Source organism: Myxococcales bacterium (genome assembly GCA_016717005.1).
Classification (GTDB): domain Bacteria; phylum Myxococcota_A; class Polyangia; order Haliangiales; family Haliangiaceae; genus UBA2376.
Genome location: JADJUF010000001.1, coordinates 356806 through 371113, shown reverse-complemented (window position 1 = coordinate 371113; position 14308 = coordinate 356806). Strand labels below are relative to the sequence as shown.

The window sequence follows — 14308 nt, the reverse complement described above, 5'->3', positions numbered from 1 at the left end:
GGCCCGCACATGTCCACGACCGTCACGCCCCCCGCCGCAACGCCCACGCCGACCTCGCTCGGCCGCCTGGTCGCGCCCTCGGCCGCCGTCAAGCTGCCCATCTTCATGGACAACCACTCGACGACGCCGGTCGATCCGCGCGTGCTCGAGACGATGCTGCCGTTCTTCACCGAGCACTTCGGCAACGCCGCGAGCCGCAACCACGTGTTCGGCTGGACCGCCGAGGCCGCGGTCGACGCCGCCCGCGGCCAGATCGCCGCGCTGATCGGCGGCGACGCCAAGGAGATCGTCATCACCTCGGGCGCGACCGAGGCGATCAACCTGGCGATCAAGGGCGTCGCCTCGTACTACGGCAAGACCAACAAGCACATCATCACCGTCGAGACCGAGCACAAGGCGACGCTCGACACCTGCAAGCGCCTCGAGCGCGACGGCTTCACGGTCACCTACCTGACCCCGGCCCCCGACGGGCTGGTCACGCCCGCCCAGGTCGCGGCGGCGGTCACCGACCAGACCATCCTGGTGAGCATCATGCTCGCCAACAACGAGATCGGCGTCGTCCAGCCGATGGCCGACATCACCCGCGCGGTGAAGGCCAAGAACCCCAAGACGCTGGTCCACTCCGACGTGGTGCAGGCGGCCGGCAAGGTCGACTGCGACGTCGAGGCGATGAAGCTCGACCTGGCGTCGCTCAGCTCGCACAAGATGTACGGCCCCAAGGGCGTCGGCGCGCTGTGGGTGCGCCGCAAGCCGCGGGTGCGCATCGACCCGATCATCGACGGCGGCGGCCACGAGCGCGGCATGCGCTCGGGCACCCTGCCGGTGCCGCTGATCGTCGGGTTCGGCAAGGCCGCCGAGCTGGCGCGGCTCGAGCGCGTCGACGAGGCCGAGCGCCTGCTGCGCCTGCGCACCCGCCTCCACGAGGGCATCGTGGCCCGGCTGCCCGAGTGCTACGTCAACGGCTCGCTCGAGCACCGGCTGCCCGGCAACCTCAACATCTCGTTCGCGTTCGTCGAGGGCGAGAGCCTGCTGATGGCGCTCAAGGACATCGCGGTGTCGTCGGGCTCGGCCTGCACCTCGGCGTCGCTCGAGCCCAGCTACGTGCTGCGCGCGCTCGGCATCGGCGAGGAGCTGGCCCACACCTCGATCCGCTTCGGCATCGGCCGCTTCAACACCGAGGCCGAGATCGACTACACGATCGACGTGGTCGTCACCGCGGTCGAGCGGCTGCGCGAGCTGTCGCCGCTGTGGGAGATGCACCAGGACGGCATCGACATCAAGTCGATCGCCTGGACCGGGCATTGACCGATGAGGGTTTTTCGAAAACCCTCCCCGGCGCGCCGGGCCCCCCCCCGAGCCAGCGCCTGGGACGCGCCGACTGCTGAGACTGCTTTCCCGCCCTCGAGGGGCGGTCACCGAAGGGAATCCACCATGGCGTACTCCGACAAGGTCATCGATCACTACGAGAACCCGCGCAACGTGGGCTCGCTGGGCAAGGACGACGACGACGTCGGCACGGGGCTGGTGGGCGCGCCGGCGTGCGGCGACGTCATGAAGCTGCAGATCAAGGTCAAGGACGGCGTCATCGCGGACGCGCGGTTCAAGACCTTCGGCTGCGGCTCGGCGATCGCGTCGTCGTCGCTGGCGACCGAGATGATCAAGGGCATGACCCTCGATCAGGCGGCCGAGATCAAGAACACCCAGATCGTGACCGAGCTGAACCTGCCGCCGGTCAAGATCCACTGCTCGGTGCTCGCCGAGGACGCGATCAAGGCGGCCATCGACGACTACAAGAAGAAGCAGGCCGCGAAGGCCTGAGCGAAGGGCGCCCCATGATGTCCACGGCTACCTCTCCCAGCCCTGCGCCCGCGCCACCCCCGGTGACCGGCATCGAGATCACCGCGGCCGCCGCGGGCGAGATCGAGCGCCAGCGCACCAAGCGCGGCACCCCCGACGCCACCATCCGGGTCGGCATCCGCGGCGGCGGCTGCACCGGCTTCACGTACGTCTTCGAGTGGGCCGAGGAGCCGCGCCCGACCGACAAGCTGTTCGAGGCCCACGGCGTCAAGGTCGTGACCGACCCCAAGAGCCTGGTCTACCTGCGCGGCATGACCCTCGACTTCGTGCGCGGCATGATGGGCCACGGGTTCAAGTTCCAGAACCCCAACGCCAAGGGCGCGTGCGGGTGCGGCGAGTCCGTCCAGTTCTGAATCGATGGAGCGTCTGAGCAAGAGCCTCGAGCGAGCAACCGCAACGAATGAGGTCGCGCCCGCGACGGCGCCGATCGCAGCCACGACCATGCAGTCCCAGACCTCCTCCCCAGATCCGTTCGCCGCGCTCGGCCTCGAGCCGCGGTTCGATCTGGACCCGCGCGCCCTCGAGGATCGGTTCCGCGAGCGCAGCCGCGAGATCCACCCCGATCGGTTCGTCGGCGCGCCGGCGGCCGAGCGGGCCCAGGCGCTGATCCGCACCCGCGCGCTCAACGACGCCTACCAGGTGCTGCGCCGGCCCCAGCGCCGGGCCGAGGTGCTGCTGGCCCAGGCCGGGGTCGCGATCGGCGACCGCGAGGTCCTGGCGCCGGCGTTCCTGATGGAGATCCTCGAGCTGCGCGAGGAGCTGGCCGACGCCCGCGCGGCCGACGACGCCCCGACGGTGACCCGGCTCGAGGCGTCGATGCGGGCCCGCCAGCGCGGGCTGCTCGACGGCCTGGTGCCGCTGTTCGCACAACTCGGTGGCGCGGACGACGCGGCGATCCTCGCCGCGATCAAGCGCGACCTCATCACGCTCCGCTACGTCGATCGCTACCTCGACGAGTGCGACGCGGCGCTCGACGAGTAGGCCCATGCTCCTGCAGATCTCCGAACCGGGCGCCTCGACGCCCAAGGCCGCGTGCAAGGAGCGCGTGGTCGGCATCGATCTCGGCACCACCAACTCGCTGGTCGCCGTCGTCGCCGACGGCTCGCCGGTGGTGATCGCCGGCCCCGACGGCGCGATCGTCCCGTCGGTGGTCAGCTACGGCGACGGCGACGCGCTGGTCGGCCACGCCGCGGTCGCCCGCGGCGACGCCCACCCCAGCGACACCGTGGCCAGCGTCAAGCGCCTGATGGGCCGGGCCCTGGCCGACGTCGGCGCGGTCGCGGCGATGTCGCCCAACCGCCTCGTCGACGACGACGGCCGCACGATCAAGCTCCTGTTCGGCGACGGCCGCGAGCGGTCGCCGGTGCAGATCTCCGCGACGATCCTGGGCGAGCTGCGGCGCCGGGCCGAGGCCGACCTGGGCGGGCCCCTGGGCGGCGCGGTCATCACCGTGCCGGCGTACTTCGACGACGCCCAGCGCCAGGCCACCCGCGACGCCGGCCGCCTGGCCGGGCTCGAGGTGCTGCGGCTGCTGGCCGAGCCGACCGCGGCCGCGCTGGCCTACGGCCTCGACCGCGGCACCCGCGGCACCTACGCCATCTACGATCTCGGCGGCGGCACCTTCGACATCTCGATCCTGACCCTGGTCGACGGGGTGTTCGAGGTCCGCGCCACCGGCGGCGACTCGGCCCTGGGCGGCGACGATCTCGATCGCGCGATCGCGGCGGCGCTGCTCGGCGACCAGCCGGTCGCGGCCGACGATCGCTCGGCCATGCGCGCGGTGGTCGCGGCCGCGCGCGCCGCCAAGGAGCGCCTGACCGACGCCGACACGACGCTGGTCCAGCTGGACCTCGGCCCGCGCCGGATCGAGCGGACCCTGACCCGGGCCGAGCTGGCGACGATCGCCGCGCCGCTGCTCGAGCGCACCGGCAAGGCCTGCCGGCGCGCGCTCAAGGACGCCGGGTTCACCGCCGCCGAGCTCGACGGCGTGGTCCTGGTCGGCGGCTCGACCCGGTCGCCGGTCGTGCGCGACTACGTCGCGGCGCAGTTCGGGCGCGAGCCGCTGTGCGAGCTCGATCCCGAGCAGGTCGTGGCCCTGGGCGCCGCGGTCCAGGCCGACGTGCTGGCCGGCGGGCAGCACGACGTCGTGCTGCTCGACGTCGTGCCGCTGTCGCTCGGGCTGGAGACGATGGGCGGCGTCGTCGAGAAGCTGATCGTCCGCAACTCGACGATCCCGTGCGGGGCCACCCAGACCTTCACGACCTACGCCGATCAGCAGACCGGGTTCGATCTGCACGTGGTCCAGGGCGAGCGCGAGACCGTCGAGGCCTGCCGCTCGCTCGCGAGGTTCCAGCTGCGCGGCGTGCCGCCGATGGTCGCCGGCGCCGCCCGGGTCGAGATCACGTTCCAGGTCGACGCCGACGGGATCCTCCACGTCGCGGCCCACGAGCTGACCTCGGGCATCTCGGCCTCGATCGACGTCACGCCCTCGTACGGCCTGACCGACGAGGAGGTCGAGCGCATGCTGCTCGAGTCGTTCGAGCACGCCGAGGACGACCTCGCCGCGCGCAACCTGCGCGTCGAGCGGGTCGAGGCCGAGCGCATCCTGGCGGCGACCCGCGCGGCGATGGTGACCGACGCCCACCTGCTGACCGACGACGTGCGCGCCGCCACCGACGCGGCGATCGTCGTGCTCGAGGCCGCTCACGCCGGCACCGACTACCTGGCGATCCGGGCCGCGGTCGAGGCGCTCGATCGCGCGTCCAAGCCGTTCGCCGAGATCCGCATGAACCTCGCGATCACCGCGGCGATGGCCGGCAAGTCGCTGGCGACCGTCGAGGAGGAGCTGGGCCGATGACGCGCGTCACGTTCACGAACCCGGGCGGCAAGGGCACCCCCGCGATCACCGTCGAGGCCACGCCCGGCCGCTCGCTGCTCGAGGTCGCCGAGGGCTGCGACGCCCGGGTCGGCCACGCCTGCGGCGGCAACCTGGCGTGCTCGACGTGCCACGTCTACGTCGAGCGCGGCGCCGCGTCGCTGGGCGAGATCAGCGACAAGGAGAACGACATCATGGACAAGGCGTGGGCGGTGCAGCCGGAGTCGCGGCTCGCGTGCCAGGCCTGCGTCGCCGACGAGGAGCTGGTGGTGACCATCAGCGACGAGAGCTTGAAGTCGTGGCTCGACGAGCACCCCGAGCTGCGCGCGGCGTCGCAGGCGTCGTGACCCCGGGCGCGGCGGTCGGCGCGCCCGCCGCAGGGGCGACCGCTGCGGCGCGCGGCACCCGTCGCGGCCGCGCGCACGCCCGCGGGCGTCGACCCAGGCCGGGCAGGGCGCTGGCGCGGCGGTCGGACGCCTCGACCGGCGCCGCGCGAGCGGGTAGGGTGCGGCGTGGCGTTCGAGTGCTCATTGCCGATCCGCTTCGCCGACGTCGACCACGCCGGCATCGTCTACTACCCGCGGTTCTTCCACTACTTCCACCTGGCGTTCGAGGAGCTGTTCCGCGCGCGCCTGGGCGCGCGCGCCTATGTCGAGCTGCTCGATCGCGACCGGGTCGGGTTCCCGGCGGTCCACGCCGAGGCCGACTACCACGCCCCGCTCCGGTTCGGCGACACGGCGACGATCGCCCTGTCGGTGGTCAAGCTGGGCGAGTCGTCGATCACCTTCCGCTACCGGGTCCGGCGGGACGAGGTGGCCTGCGCCACCGGCACGGTCGTGTGCGCCGTGGTCGACCTCGACCGGTTCCGGGCCTGCCCCATTCCACCGAAGATCCGCGCGCTGGTCGCCGATCTCGTCGAGTCCTGATAGAAACCGCCCATGGGTTCGTCTGATCCCCGGCTCGCTCGCCTCCACGAGCTCCTCGCGGCCTTGACCGAGCAGCGCTTCGCCGCGTCGCTGGCCGAGGTCGAGCACGCACTCGCCGGCTGGCGCGCCGGCCAGGTCGAGACCGTGGCCGCCCACGAGGCGGTGGTCCGGCACGTCGAGCGCGCCGACGCCATCATGCGCGACGCGATGACCTCGGCGACGCGGCCCGACGAGCTGGTCGCCGCCGCGGTCGCGGCCGGGCTGATCGAGGAGGCCGAGCGGATCGAGCTGACCCGCGAGCCCTTGCCCAGCCTGGCCGAGCAGGACGTCCCGTCGGTGACGGCGCCCCGCCCGGGCAAGCGCGCGGTCGCCGAGGCGCTGCTCGACAAGGGGCCGGTGCTGATCCACCTCGACGCGCGCCGGCCCGGGGTCGCGGTGCCCGATCGCTTCGCCCGCGAGGCCAAGCTGGTGCTGCGGTTCGGCTACGGCCTGACGCCGCCGATCTCGGACCTCGAGGTCGACGAGGTCGGCGTCGCCGGCACGCTCGTGTTCAGCGGGATGCCGTTCCGGTGCGTGCTGCCGTGGACCGCGATCTTCGCGCTGATCCTCGATGGTGAATCGCGCGGCATGGTGTGGCCGGAGGACGCCCCGGCCGAGTCGGTGGAGGCGGCGCCCGACCCCGAGCCCGAGCCTGACCCCGAGCCCCCGCGGCGGGCCCGGCGCCCGAGCCACCTCCGCCTCGTGGATTGACCGATCGCGGTCGTGCCACGATGGGGCATGCCTCGCGCCCCGTCCGCGCCCGACGACTCCGCCGCCACGCTGACCCTGTCCGGCGCGGCCCCGGCGCCGATCCCTACCGCCGACACGCTGCGCGACCCGCGGTCGACCTCGGCGACGATCGAGCTGGCCGCGGCGGCGCCGATCCCGACCACCGACGATCGCTACGCGCTGCGCGAGCTGATCGGCAAGGGCGGCATGGGCGAGGTCTGGCTCGCCGACGATCGCCAGGTCGGCCGCGAGGTCGCGGTCAAGGTCGCGCGCGCCGGCGTCGACAGCGACGGGCTCGCCCGGTTCCTGCGCGAGGCCCGGATCCAGGGGCAGCTCGATCACCCGGCGGTGGTGCCGGTCCACGAGCTGGGGTCCCACGACGGCACCACGTTCTTCTCGATGAAGCGCGTGCGCGGCGAGACCCTGGCGGCCTTGTGCAGCAAGCTCGCCGACGGTGACGCCGAGGTCCGGCGGCGGGCGACGCCGCGCCGGCTCCTGACCGCGTTCGTCAGCGCCTGCCACGCGGTCGAGCTGGCCCACGCCCGCGGGGTCCTCCACCGCGATCTCAAGCCGGCGAACTTCATGCTCGGCGATCACGGCGAGGTCTACGTGCTCGACTGGGGCCTGGCCAAGCCCGCCGGCGCCGCCGACGCGCCGTCGTCGCTGCCCAGCCTGCCGCCGGGGCTCGACGGCGCGCTGACCGAGGCCGGCCAGTACCTGGGCACCCCGGGCTACATGGCGCCGGAGCAGGCCCGGGGCGAGCCGCTCGACGAGCGCGCCGACGTGTTCGCGCTGGGGGCGACGCTGTTCGAGCTGCTGACCTTCCGACCGCTGATCCCGCGCGGGCCGGCCTCGGCGGTGATCGCCGCGACCCTGGCCGGGGTCGACGCCCGGGCGTCGCTGCGCGCCGCCGATCCGATCGCGCCGGAGCTCGAGGAGGTGTGCATCCGTGCCACCGCGCTGCGCCCGGTCGACCGGTTCCGCACCGTCGGCGCGATGCGCGAGGCGATCGAGCGGTACCTCGACGGCGATCGCGACCTCGAGCGCCGGCGGGCCCTGGCCGAGGACGCCACCGGCGCCGCCCGCGCGGTCCACGGCGCGGCCCTGGCCGGCGACGCCCGCGCCCGGGCCGCGGCCCTGAGCGAGCTCGGCCAGGCGCTGGTCCTCGATCCCGGCCACGCCGGGGCCCAGGCCATGCTCATGGAGCTGCTGGTGGCGCCGCCGGCGACGACGCCGCCCGAGGTCGAGCGCGCGCTGGTCGCCGCCGAGGACGCGACCTACGCGACCCTGGCCGGCGCCGGCGCGTGGATCTACGTGCTGTGGCTGCCCCTGGCGCTGTTCCTGGCGTGGACCGGCATCAAGAACGTCGATCCGCTGCTGGGCTGGGTCGGCTTCACCGTCGCCACCGCCATGGCCATGCTGACCGCGCGCGCGCGCGGGCGGCTCGACGCACCGACGTTCTTCCTGGGCCTGGTGCTGTCGTCGACGGCGATCGCGATCGCCAGCCGGGTGTTCGGCACGATGATCCTGACGCCGACGCTGTTCACGATGAACGCGGTCGGGTTCGCGGCCGCGGCCCGGCGCGCGTGGCTGGTGCCGACGATCCTCATCTCGGTCGTCGCGCTGATCGCGCCGGCGGTGCTCGAGGCCGCGGGCTGGCTCGCGACCACGACCACGACCGCCGACGGCGCGATCCACGTGACCTCGGCGGTGGTGACCTTCCACGAGCCCCAGGCCACGGTGATCGCGCTCGGCGCCGCGGCGCTGTTCTTGATCATGGTGACGGTCGCGGCCGGGCGCATCCGCGCGCGCATGATGGCCCAGACCCGCCGGGCCGAGCTGGCCTCGTGGCAGCTGCGCCAGCTGGTGCCGCGCATCGAGCGCTGACGGGTGATCAGTTCACCGGCGCGGTCGGTGCGGTCGCCGCGGCCGGCACGCGGCAGGTGCCGTCGGGCGCGCACCGGCCGGTCCAGCGCAGGCGGTTGCGCGCGAACACGTGGTAGCCGAGCCGGCACAGGTGCGAGACGCCGGGCACGCGCGTGACCGCGACCAGCCAGCCGAACCCGATCGCGGTGTACAGGCGCCGGAACACCTCGACGCCCTCGATCCAGGTGCCGTCGGGCAGGCGCCCGTGGATCCGCGCCATCAGCGTGGCGTGATCGACCCCGAGCGCGGCCGGGTCGAAGCCCGGCGCCGCGATGTCGGTGAACGCGATGCGGCCGTGGCGGTCCTTGCGCCGCAGCATGCGGATCTCGCGCACGCACAGCGGGCAGTCGCCATCGAAGAACACCTCGACCTCCGTGCCAGCGGGGAGCGTCATGGGGCTTGGACGCGGGCGACGCTGGCGGGTTACCGCGCCGGGTTACCGCGCCGGCGGGCGGCTCAGAGCTTGTAACTTCTTCGGTCGAGCACCGAGCCGCGCGCCGGGGAGTCTGCGGGGTGGTCGGGTGGGGGCCCTGTCGGGGCTTGCCCCCGACGGGGGAGGGCCTGGCGACCTGGCGACAGGCCCTCTGGAACTCAGCTGGCGCGGTGCAGGCGCACGCCGCACGCCGCCGGGACCCCGGGGCAGGGCGGGGCCAGCTTCTCGAGGGTGATCGTGACCGCCGCGCCGGGGTACGCGGCGACGATCGCGTCGGCCATGGCCCCGGCCAGGGCCTCGATCAGCTTGAACGTCGACTGGGTGCCGAGGCGCACGACGATGTCGCAGACCTTGGCGTAGTCGACGGTCTCGCTCAGGCGGTCCGATTGGCTCGGCGCCGCGAGGTCGCGCTCGATCGTCAGGTCGACCCGGAACCGGCGGGTGCCCCGGCGCTCGGCCGCGGTGTGGCCGTGGTTGCCCTCGAACTCGAGCCCGCGGACGAAGACGGCGTCGGTCGACATCAGACGTCGGCGTCGTGGTCGTCGCGCTTGGCCAGCTTGCGCTTGATCATCTGGCGCTTGAGCGGGCCGACGAAGTCGACCAAGAGCTTGCCGGTCAGGTGATCGTTCTCGTGCAGGAGGCACCGGGCCAGGAGGCCCTCGCCCGACGCCTCGAACCAGTTGCCGTCGAGGTCCTGGGCCCGGACCGTGGTGCGCATCGGCCGCTCGACCTGGACGTAGATGTGCGGGAACGACAGGCAGCCCTCGTCGGACTTCTGCTGCTCCGGGCTCTCGTAGGTGACCTCGGGGTTGATGAACGCCACCGGCGGGTCGTCCTTGGCCCGGCCGGCCAGCTCGGGCTCGACGATGAACATCCGGGTCGGGTCGCCGAGCTGGAGCGCGGCGATGCCCAGGCCGCGCTCGGCGTACATGGTGTCGACCAGATCCTGGTACAGCGACCGCAAGGCCGGTCCGAAGTCGGTGACGGGCACCGACGGCTGTCGAAGCCGGGGATCTGGCCAGACGACGACGTCTCGGAGCGCCATGTGCGCACCCTACGAGGGCCCCGGCGGGCTGTCAAACCCGGTCGTCGTCGGGGCGCGCCGTTGACAAGGCCGGCCCCGGGTGCCAAGGATCCGGCCGCATGGACGTGGTCCGCTTCGCCTCGAGCCGCCTGCCGACGCCCCACGGCGAGTTCCGCCTGGTGGTGTACCGGACCGGGGCCGCGTTGGGCGCCGGCGGCACCGCGGTCGGCGGCGGCTCCGGTGAGGCCGCCGAGGAGCACGTGGCGATGGTCATGGGCGAGGTCGCGGGCGACGCGGTCCTGGCCCGGGTCCACTCGTCGTGCTTCACCGGCGAGGTCCTGGGCAGCCAGCGCTGCGACTGCCGGGTCCAGCTCGACGCCGCGCTCGCGCGGGTGGCCGAGCTCGGCCGCGGCGTGGTCGTCTACCTGGTCCAGGAGGGCCGGGGCATCGGCCTCGGCAACAAGATCCGCGCCTACGCGCTCCAGGACGCCGGCGCCGACACCGTCGAGGCCAACCTCCAGCTCGGCTTCGACGCCGACCTGCGCAGCTACGATCTCGCGGCCGCGATCCTGCGCGACCTCGGGGTCACCTCGGTCCGGCTGATGACCAACAACCCCGACAAGATCGCGGGGCTGGTGGCGGCCGGCCTGCCGGCCACGCACGAGTCGCACTGGATCGACGCGGGCGCCGAGAGCCACGACTACCTCACCGTCAAGAAAGCCAAGATGGGTCACCTCGCATGAGCACGCTCACCGAAGCCAAGGTCAAGGAGGTCCTCTCGACCGTCATCGATCCGGCGATCGACGCCGACATCGTCAGCCACCGGATCTACGCCAGCTGCGAGCTCGACGGGCCCGACGTGCTGGTCAAGGTCGAGCTGCCGACGCACGCCTACCCGCAGGCCCAGCGGCGCGAGCTGGCGACGCGGATCGAGACCGCGCTGCGCGGCGCCGGCGCCCGCCGGGTCACGGTCGTGCCCGAGGTCGTGACCGCGTTCTCGGCCGCGCCCAGCGACAAGGCCCTGCTCAAGGGGCCCAAGAACGTCATCGCGGTCGCCGCCGGCAAGGGCGGCGTCGGCAAGTCGACGGTCGCGACCAACCTGGCGCTGGCCCTGGCCCGGCACGGCGCCAAGGTCGGGCTCCTCGACGCCGACGTGTTCGGCCCGTCGATCCCGACCATGCTGGGGCCGCCCGAGCGCCCGCCCGGCACCGCCGGCGAGAACAAGATCATCCCGGCGATCCACCACGGCATCAAGGTCATCTCGGTCGGCTTCTTCGTCGACAAGGGCGAGGCCGTGGTCTGGCGCGGGCCGATGGTCCACCGGCTCTTGCAGCAGTTCCTCGGCGACGTCGAGTGGGGCGATCTCGACTACCTGGTGTGCGATCTGCCGCCCGGGACCGGCGACGTGCAGCTGTCGCTGTCGCAGCTCATCCCGATCGCCGGCTCGGTGATGGTGACGACGCCGCAGGAGGTGTCGATCGTCGACGTGGTCAAGGGCATCGCGATGTTCGAGAAGGTCGAGATCCCGATCCTCGGCATCGTCGAGAACATGAGCCACTACACCTGCCCGGCGTGCGGCCACCGCGACGAGATCTTCAGCCACGGCGGCGGCAAGCGCCTGGCGCAGGAGGTCGGCACCGCGTTCCTGGGCGAGATCCCGATCGACGCGCGGATCCGCTTCGGCGGCGACGCCGGCGTGCCGATCGTGATCGCCAACCCCGACTCGGCGATCGGCCAGGGCTTCATGACCCTGGCCTCGACCGTGGCCCTCAAGCTCGCGGCCGCGGTGCTGGCCAAGCCCAAGCGCACCTCGCGCCTGGCCGTCATCAAGTAGCGCGCCGGCCGCGCGGTCACGGGGCGAAGCGCGGCGCCCGGCGCGTCGTCACGCCGCGCGCGTCGTCACGCCGCGCGCGTCATCACGCCGCGCGCGCTCAGTTCGAGTGCGACGAGCAGGGCATCAGCTCGCACAGCAGCTTGCCGACGTGATCGGCGACGCGCTCGAGGCGGTCGGCGGGGTCGAGCCGCTCGAGCAGCGCCTGACGCTCGTCGTGATCGAACACCAGCGCCGCGGCGATCGCGTCGGCGCACGCGCCCGGGCACGAGCACGACGCCAAGAGCGCGCGCAGCTGATCGCCGCCGCGATCGAGGGCCTGGCTCAGGCGCTCGCACAGGGCCAGCAGCTGGCCGTGGGCGCGGGCGAGCACGTCGGCGCCGGCCGGCGCGTCGGGCAGGAGGCGCGCCTCGACCTCGCGGTAGGCGCGGACCGGGGGCAGCTCGCGCGCGAGCGCGACCCGCGCCAGGCCGCGCACGACGATCATGTAGCGGCCGTCGGCGGCCTCCTCGGACGCGATGATGCGGCCGACCCCGGCGTGCTCGAGCACCGGCGGCCGGCCGTCGTAGTCGCGCTGGTAGCCGGGCCGCAGGCGCGCGATCGCCAGGAGCCCGCTGCCGGCGAGCGCGTCGCGCACGAGATCGCGGTAGCGCGGCTCGAACACGTGCAGCGGCATCAGCCCGCCGGGCAAGAGCACGGCGTTGGGCAGCGGGAAGATCGGCAGGCGCGCGAGCTCGCCCGGCGCGATCGCGTCGTCGGCGCAGAGGTCGTGGAGCTCGGGCGCGCTCATCCGAACACGTCCAGGCACGAGCCGGTCATCGCCGCCGGCGCGTCGGCGGCCAGGAACAGCGCGGTCGCGGCGACGTCGTCGACGGTCATGGCCGGAGCGGCGCCAGGCATCCCATGGCGTAGCATGTCGGTGTCGACCGAGCCCGGGCAGATCGCGTTGACCGCGACCTCGCCGCGCCACTCCTCGGCCAGGGCCCGGGTCAGGCCGACCAGCCCGTGCTTGCCGGCGCAGTACGACGCCAGGAGCGCGGTGCCCTGGCGCCCGGCGATCGACGCGATGTTGATCAGCCGGCCGCGCGCGGCGCGCAGGTCGCGGGCGAAGGCGCGCGCGACGTAGAACGGCCCGTCGAGGTTGACCGCCATCATCGCGCGCCACTCGGCGTCGGTGATCTCGGCGGTGGCCTTGCGCAGGACGATGCCGGCGTTGTTGACGACGGTGTCGATCGGCCCGAGCGCGGCGCGCAGCGCGACCGCGGCGCGCTCGACCTCGGCGGCGACGCCGACGTCGGCGGTGGCGATCGCGACCTCGCCGCCGGCGCGGCGCAGCTCCGCGGCCAGGCGCTCGAGGTCCGCGGTGGTGCGGGCCACCAGCCCGACGTGGGCGCCGGCGGCCGCGAACCGACGGGCGATGCCGGCGCCGATGCCGCGGCTGGCGCCGGTGATCACGCAGCGGCGGCCGCGCAGCGGCGCGCCCCGATCGAGGGTCGTGGCGGTCACGGGTCGTCGTCGCCGCGGGTCGTGGGGGTCGTGCGGTCGGCGTGCTCGGCCGCGATCAGATCGAGCTGGTCGACGAGGATGTGGTACGGGAACGGCAGCGCGCCGCCGTGCTGGCACGCGAAGGTGCCGGTGCCGTTCCAGTCGGTGACGTCGAAGTTGTAGATCGGATCGCCGTCGGCGCCGGTGCCGTCGCAGTCCTTCAGGTAGCGCCAGCCCGAGCCGTCGATCTTGTCCCAGACCCGCTCGAACTCGGTGACCGTGAGCGAGTGGGTCTGCTCGTCGCGGGTCCCGGACTCGTCGACGGTCCAGCGCACGACCCGCGGGCCGGCGTCGCGGCAGTCCATCATCACGCCCAGCTCGGCCCCGGCCAGCCCGCCGACGACCAGGTAGCTCGCGGTGCGGTCGTTGCAGTCGAAGGCGCGGTTGCGCTCGAGCTCGGACTTGTACGGGTTGCCGCAGGCGGCGACGACCACGACCGCCCCGACGACCGCCGCCTTCACAGACCGTAGTCTCCGGCCAGCGACGCGCGGAAGGCGTCGGGCGCGACCAGGCGGTGCTGGTAGTTCGGGTGATCGATCGTCAGCGCCACCGGCGTGCCGCCGATCGCCAGCGCCGCCCGGGCCTCGGGCGTGAGCGGGAACCGCAGGTACTGGACCGCCGAGATCCGATCGGTGTCGGCGCGGCCCGGCTCGAACTCGGCCGGCAGGACGTGCGCGCCGATGGTCAGCGCGACGTGCTCGTCGAGGCCGACCAGCCGGCCCAGCTCGGCGCGGGCGTCGGCGTCGGCCGGGAGCTCGACGAACAGGGTCGCCGACAGCGAGGTCTCGGTCGGCATCAGCGCGTTGTAGACCTCGATCTCGGCCTCGATCTGCGGATCCGCGGTCAGCTGCTCGGCCCGGCACATCTCCTCGATCTGCAGGGTCAGCGTGTGCCGGTTCTCGAACACGAGGCAGACGCGATCGCCGACCAGCAGCCGGCGCGGGCGCTTCCACTCCATCACGCGGCGGCGGTAGTCGTCGCGGATCGGCGCATACAGCGCCGGGCCCTTGATGTCCTTGCGGGTGATGGGGCGCACGAGGCTGAGCGAAGTCACGATGTTCGTGTAGCACCGCTCGCCAGGCGCGGGAGCCGGCTTGACATGTGACACGTCGTGACACATGAT

At 73.3% G+C, this 14308-nt stretch carries 18 protein-coding genes; 11 read left to right on the top strand and 7 right to left on the bottom strand.

Annotated elements, in window-relative coordinates; translation table 11 throughout:
• Positions 1-9: 9 nt before the first annotated feature.
• The 9 genes from IPL61_01595 to IPL61_01555 all read left to right on the top strand — a co-directional run bounded on the left by IPL61_01595 (position 10) and on the right by IPL61_01555 (position 8313).
• On the top strand, positions 10-1305 hold the full coding sequence (locus IPL61_01595) for an IscS subfamily cysteine desulfurase (GenBank protein ID MBK9030028.1): 1296 nt from the start codon (positions 10-12) through the stop codon (positions 1303-1305).
• Between the two features lie 126 nt (positions 1306-1431).
• Complete coding sequence (gene iscU, locus IPL61_01590; protein MBK9030027.1) at positions 1432-1818, top strand: Fe-S cluster assembly scaffold IscU; 387 nt, start codon at positions 1432-1434, stop codon at positions 1816-1818.
• A 17-nt stretch (positions 1819-1835) separates the two neighbouring features.
• Positions 1836-2210: an iron-sulfur cluster assembly accessory protein gene (locus IPL61_01585; protein MBK9030026.1), complete on the top strand. Its 375-nt coding sequence runs from the start codon at positions 1836-1838 to the stop codon at positions 2208-2210.
• An 88-nt stretch (positions 2211-2298) separates the two neighbouring features.
• The gene (hscB, locus tag IPL61_01580) at positions 2299-2838 is read left to right on the top strand and encodes a Fe-S protein assembly co-chaperone HscB (GenBank protein MBK9030025.1); all 540 of its coding nucleotides are present in this window, start codon (positions 2299-2301) and stop codon (positions 2836-2838) included.
• A gap of 4 nt (positions 2839-2842) precedes the next feature.
• Complete coding sequence (hscA, locus tag IPL61_01575) at positions 2843-4714, top strand: Fe-S protein assembly chaperone HscA (GenBank protein MBK9030024.1); 1872 nt, start codon at positions 2843-2845, stop codon at positions 4712-4714.
• Positions 4711-5079 carry a 2Fe-2S iron-sulfur cluster binding domain-containing protein gene (locus tag IPL61_01570; GenBank protein MBK9030023.1) on the top strand — a complete coding sequence of 123 codons (369 nt, stop codon included), beginning with the start codon at positions 4711-4713 and terminating at the stop codon, positions 5077-5079. The genes hscA and IPL61_01570 overlap by 4 nt, the downstream gene beginning before the upstream one ends.
• A 165-nt stretch (positions 5080-5244) precedes the next feature.
• On the top strand, positions 5245-5658 hold the full coding sequence (locus IPL61_01565) for an acyl-CoA thioesterase (GenBank protein MBK9030022.1): 414 nt from the start codon (positions 5245-5247) through the stop codon (positions 5656-5658).
• Between the two features lie 12 nt (positions 5659-5670).
• Entirely contained in the window at positions 5671-6408 is a 738-nt protein-coding gene (locus IPL61_01560; protein MBK9030021.1) for a hypothetical protein, read from the top strand.
• 27 nt (positions 6409-6435) lie between these two features.
• Positions 6436-8313, top strand: a complete 1878-nt coding sequence (locus IPL61_01555; GenBank protein MBK9030020.1) for a serine/threonine protein kinase — start codon at positions 6436-6438, stop codon at positions 8311-8313.
• Positions 8314-8320: 7 nt separating this feature from the next.
• On the opposite strand, the gene IPL61_01550 is transcribed toward IPL61_01555, so the two are convergent.
• The 3 genes from IPL61_01550 to def form a co-directional block, all read right to left on the bottom strand.
• Positions 8321-8746, bottom strand: coding sequence for a DUF393 domain-containing protein (locus tag IPL61_01550; protein ID MBK9030019.1), 426 nt, complete (start codon positions 8744-8746; stop codon positions 8321-8323).
• A 197-nt stretch (positions 8747-8943) separates the two neighbouring features.
• Positions 8944-9306 (bottom strand): dihydroneopterin aldolase, encoded by a 363-nt coding sequence (gene folB / locus IPL61_01545; protein MBK9030018.1) that lies wholly within the window; start codon positions 9304-9306, stop codon positions 8944-8946.
• On the bottom strand, positions 9306-9830 hold the full coding sequence (def, locus tag IPL61_01540; GenBank protein MBK9030017.1) for a peptide deformylase: 525 nt from the start codon (positions 9828-9830) through the stop codon (positions 9306-9308). Before def ends, folB begins: the two co-directional genes overlap by 1 nt.
• A 98-nt stretch (positions 9831-9928) precedes the next feature.
• Between def and ribA the strand changes: the two genes are divergently transcribed.
• Together ribA and IPL61_01530 are read left to right on the top strand one after the other, a co-directional pair.
• Positions 9929-10552, top strand: coding sequence for a GTP cyclohydrolase II (ribA, locus tag IPL61_01535; GenBank protein MBK9030016.1), 624 nt, complete (start codon positions 9929-9931; stop codon positions 10550-10552).
• On the top strand, positions 10549-11643 hold the full coding sequence (locus tag IPL61_01530; protein MBK9030015.1) for an Mrp/NBP35 family ATP-binding protein: 1095 nt from the start codon (positions 10549-10551) through the stop codon (positions 11641-11643). Before ribA ends, IPL61_01530 begins: the two co-directional genes overlap by 4 nt.
• A 97-nt stretch (positions 11644-11740) precedes the next feature.
• On the opposite strand, the gene IPL61_01525 is transcribed toward IPL61_01530, so the two are convergent.
• The 4 genes from IPL61_01525 to IPL61_01510 are packed head-to-tail and all read right to left on the bottom strand — an operon-like array spanning position 11741 to position 14239.
• Complete coding sequence (locus IPL61_01525; protein ID MBK9030014.1) at positions 11741-12430, bottom strand: LON peptidase substrate-binding domain-containing protein; 690 nt, start codon at positions 12428-12430, stop codon at positions 11741-11743.
• Entirely contained in the window at positions 12427-13146 is a 720-nt protein-coding gene (locus tag IPL61_01520; GenBank protein ID MBK9030013.1) for an SDR family oxidoreductase, read from the bottom strand. Before IPL61_01520 ends, IPL61_01525 begins: the two co-directional genes overlap by 4 nt.
• Positions 13143-13646, bottom strand: coding sequence for a hypothetical protein (locus IPL61_01515; protein MBK9030012.1), 504 nt, complete (start codon positions 13644-13646; stop codon positions 13143-13145). Before IPL61_01515 ends, IPL61_01520 begins: the two co-directional genes overlap by 4 nt.
• Positions 13643-14239, bottom strand: a complete 597-nt coding sequence (locus IPL61_01510) for a DUF3501 family protein (protein MBK9030011.1) — start codon at positions 14237-14239, stop codon at positions 13643-13645. Before IPL61_01510 ends, IPL61_01515 begins: the two co-directional genes overlap by 4 nt.
• Between the last annotated feature and the right edge of the window lie 69 nt (positions 14240-14308).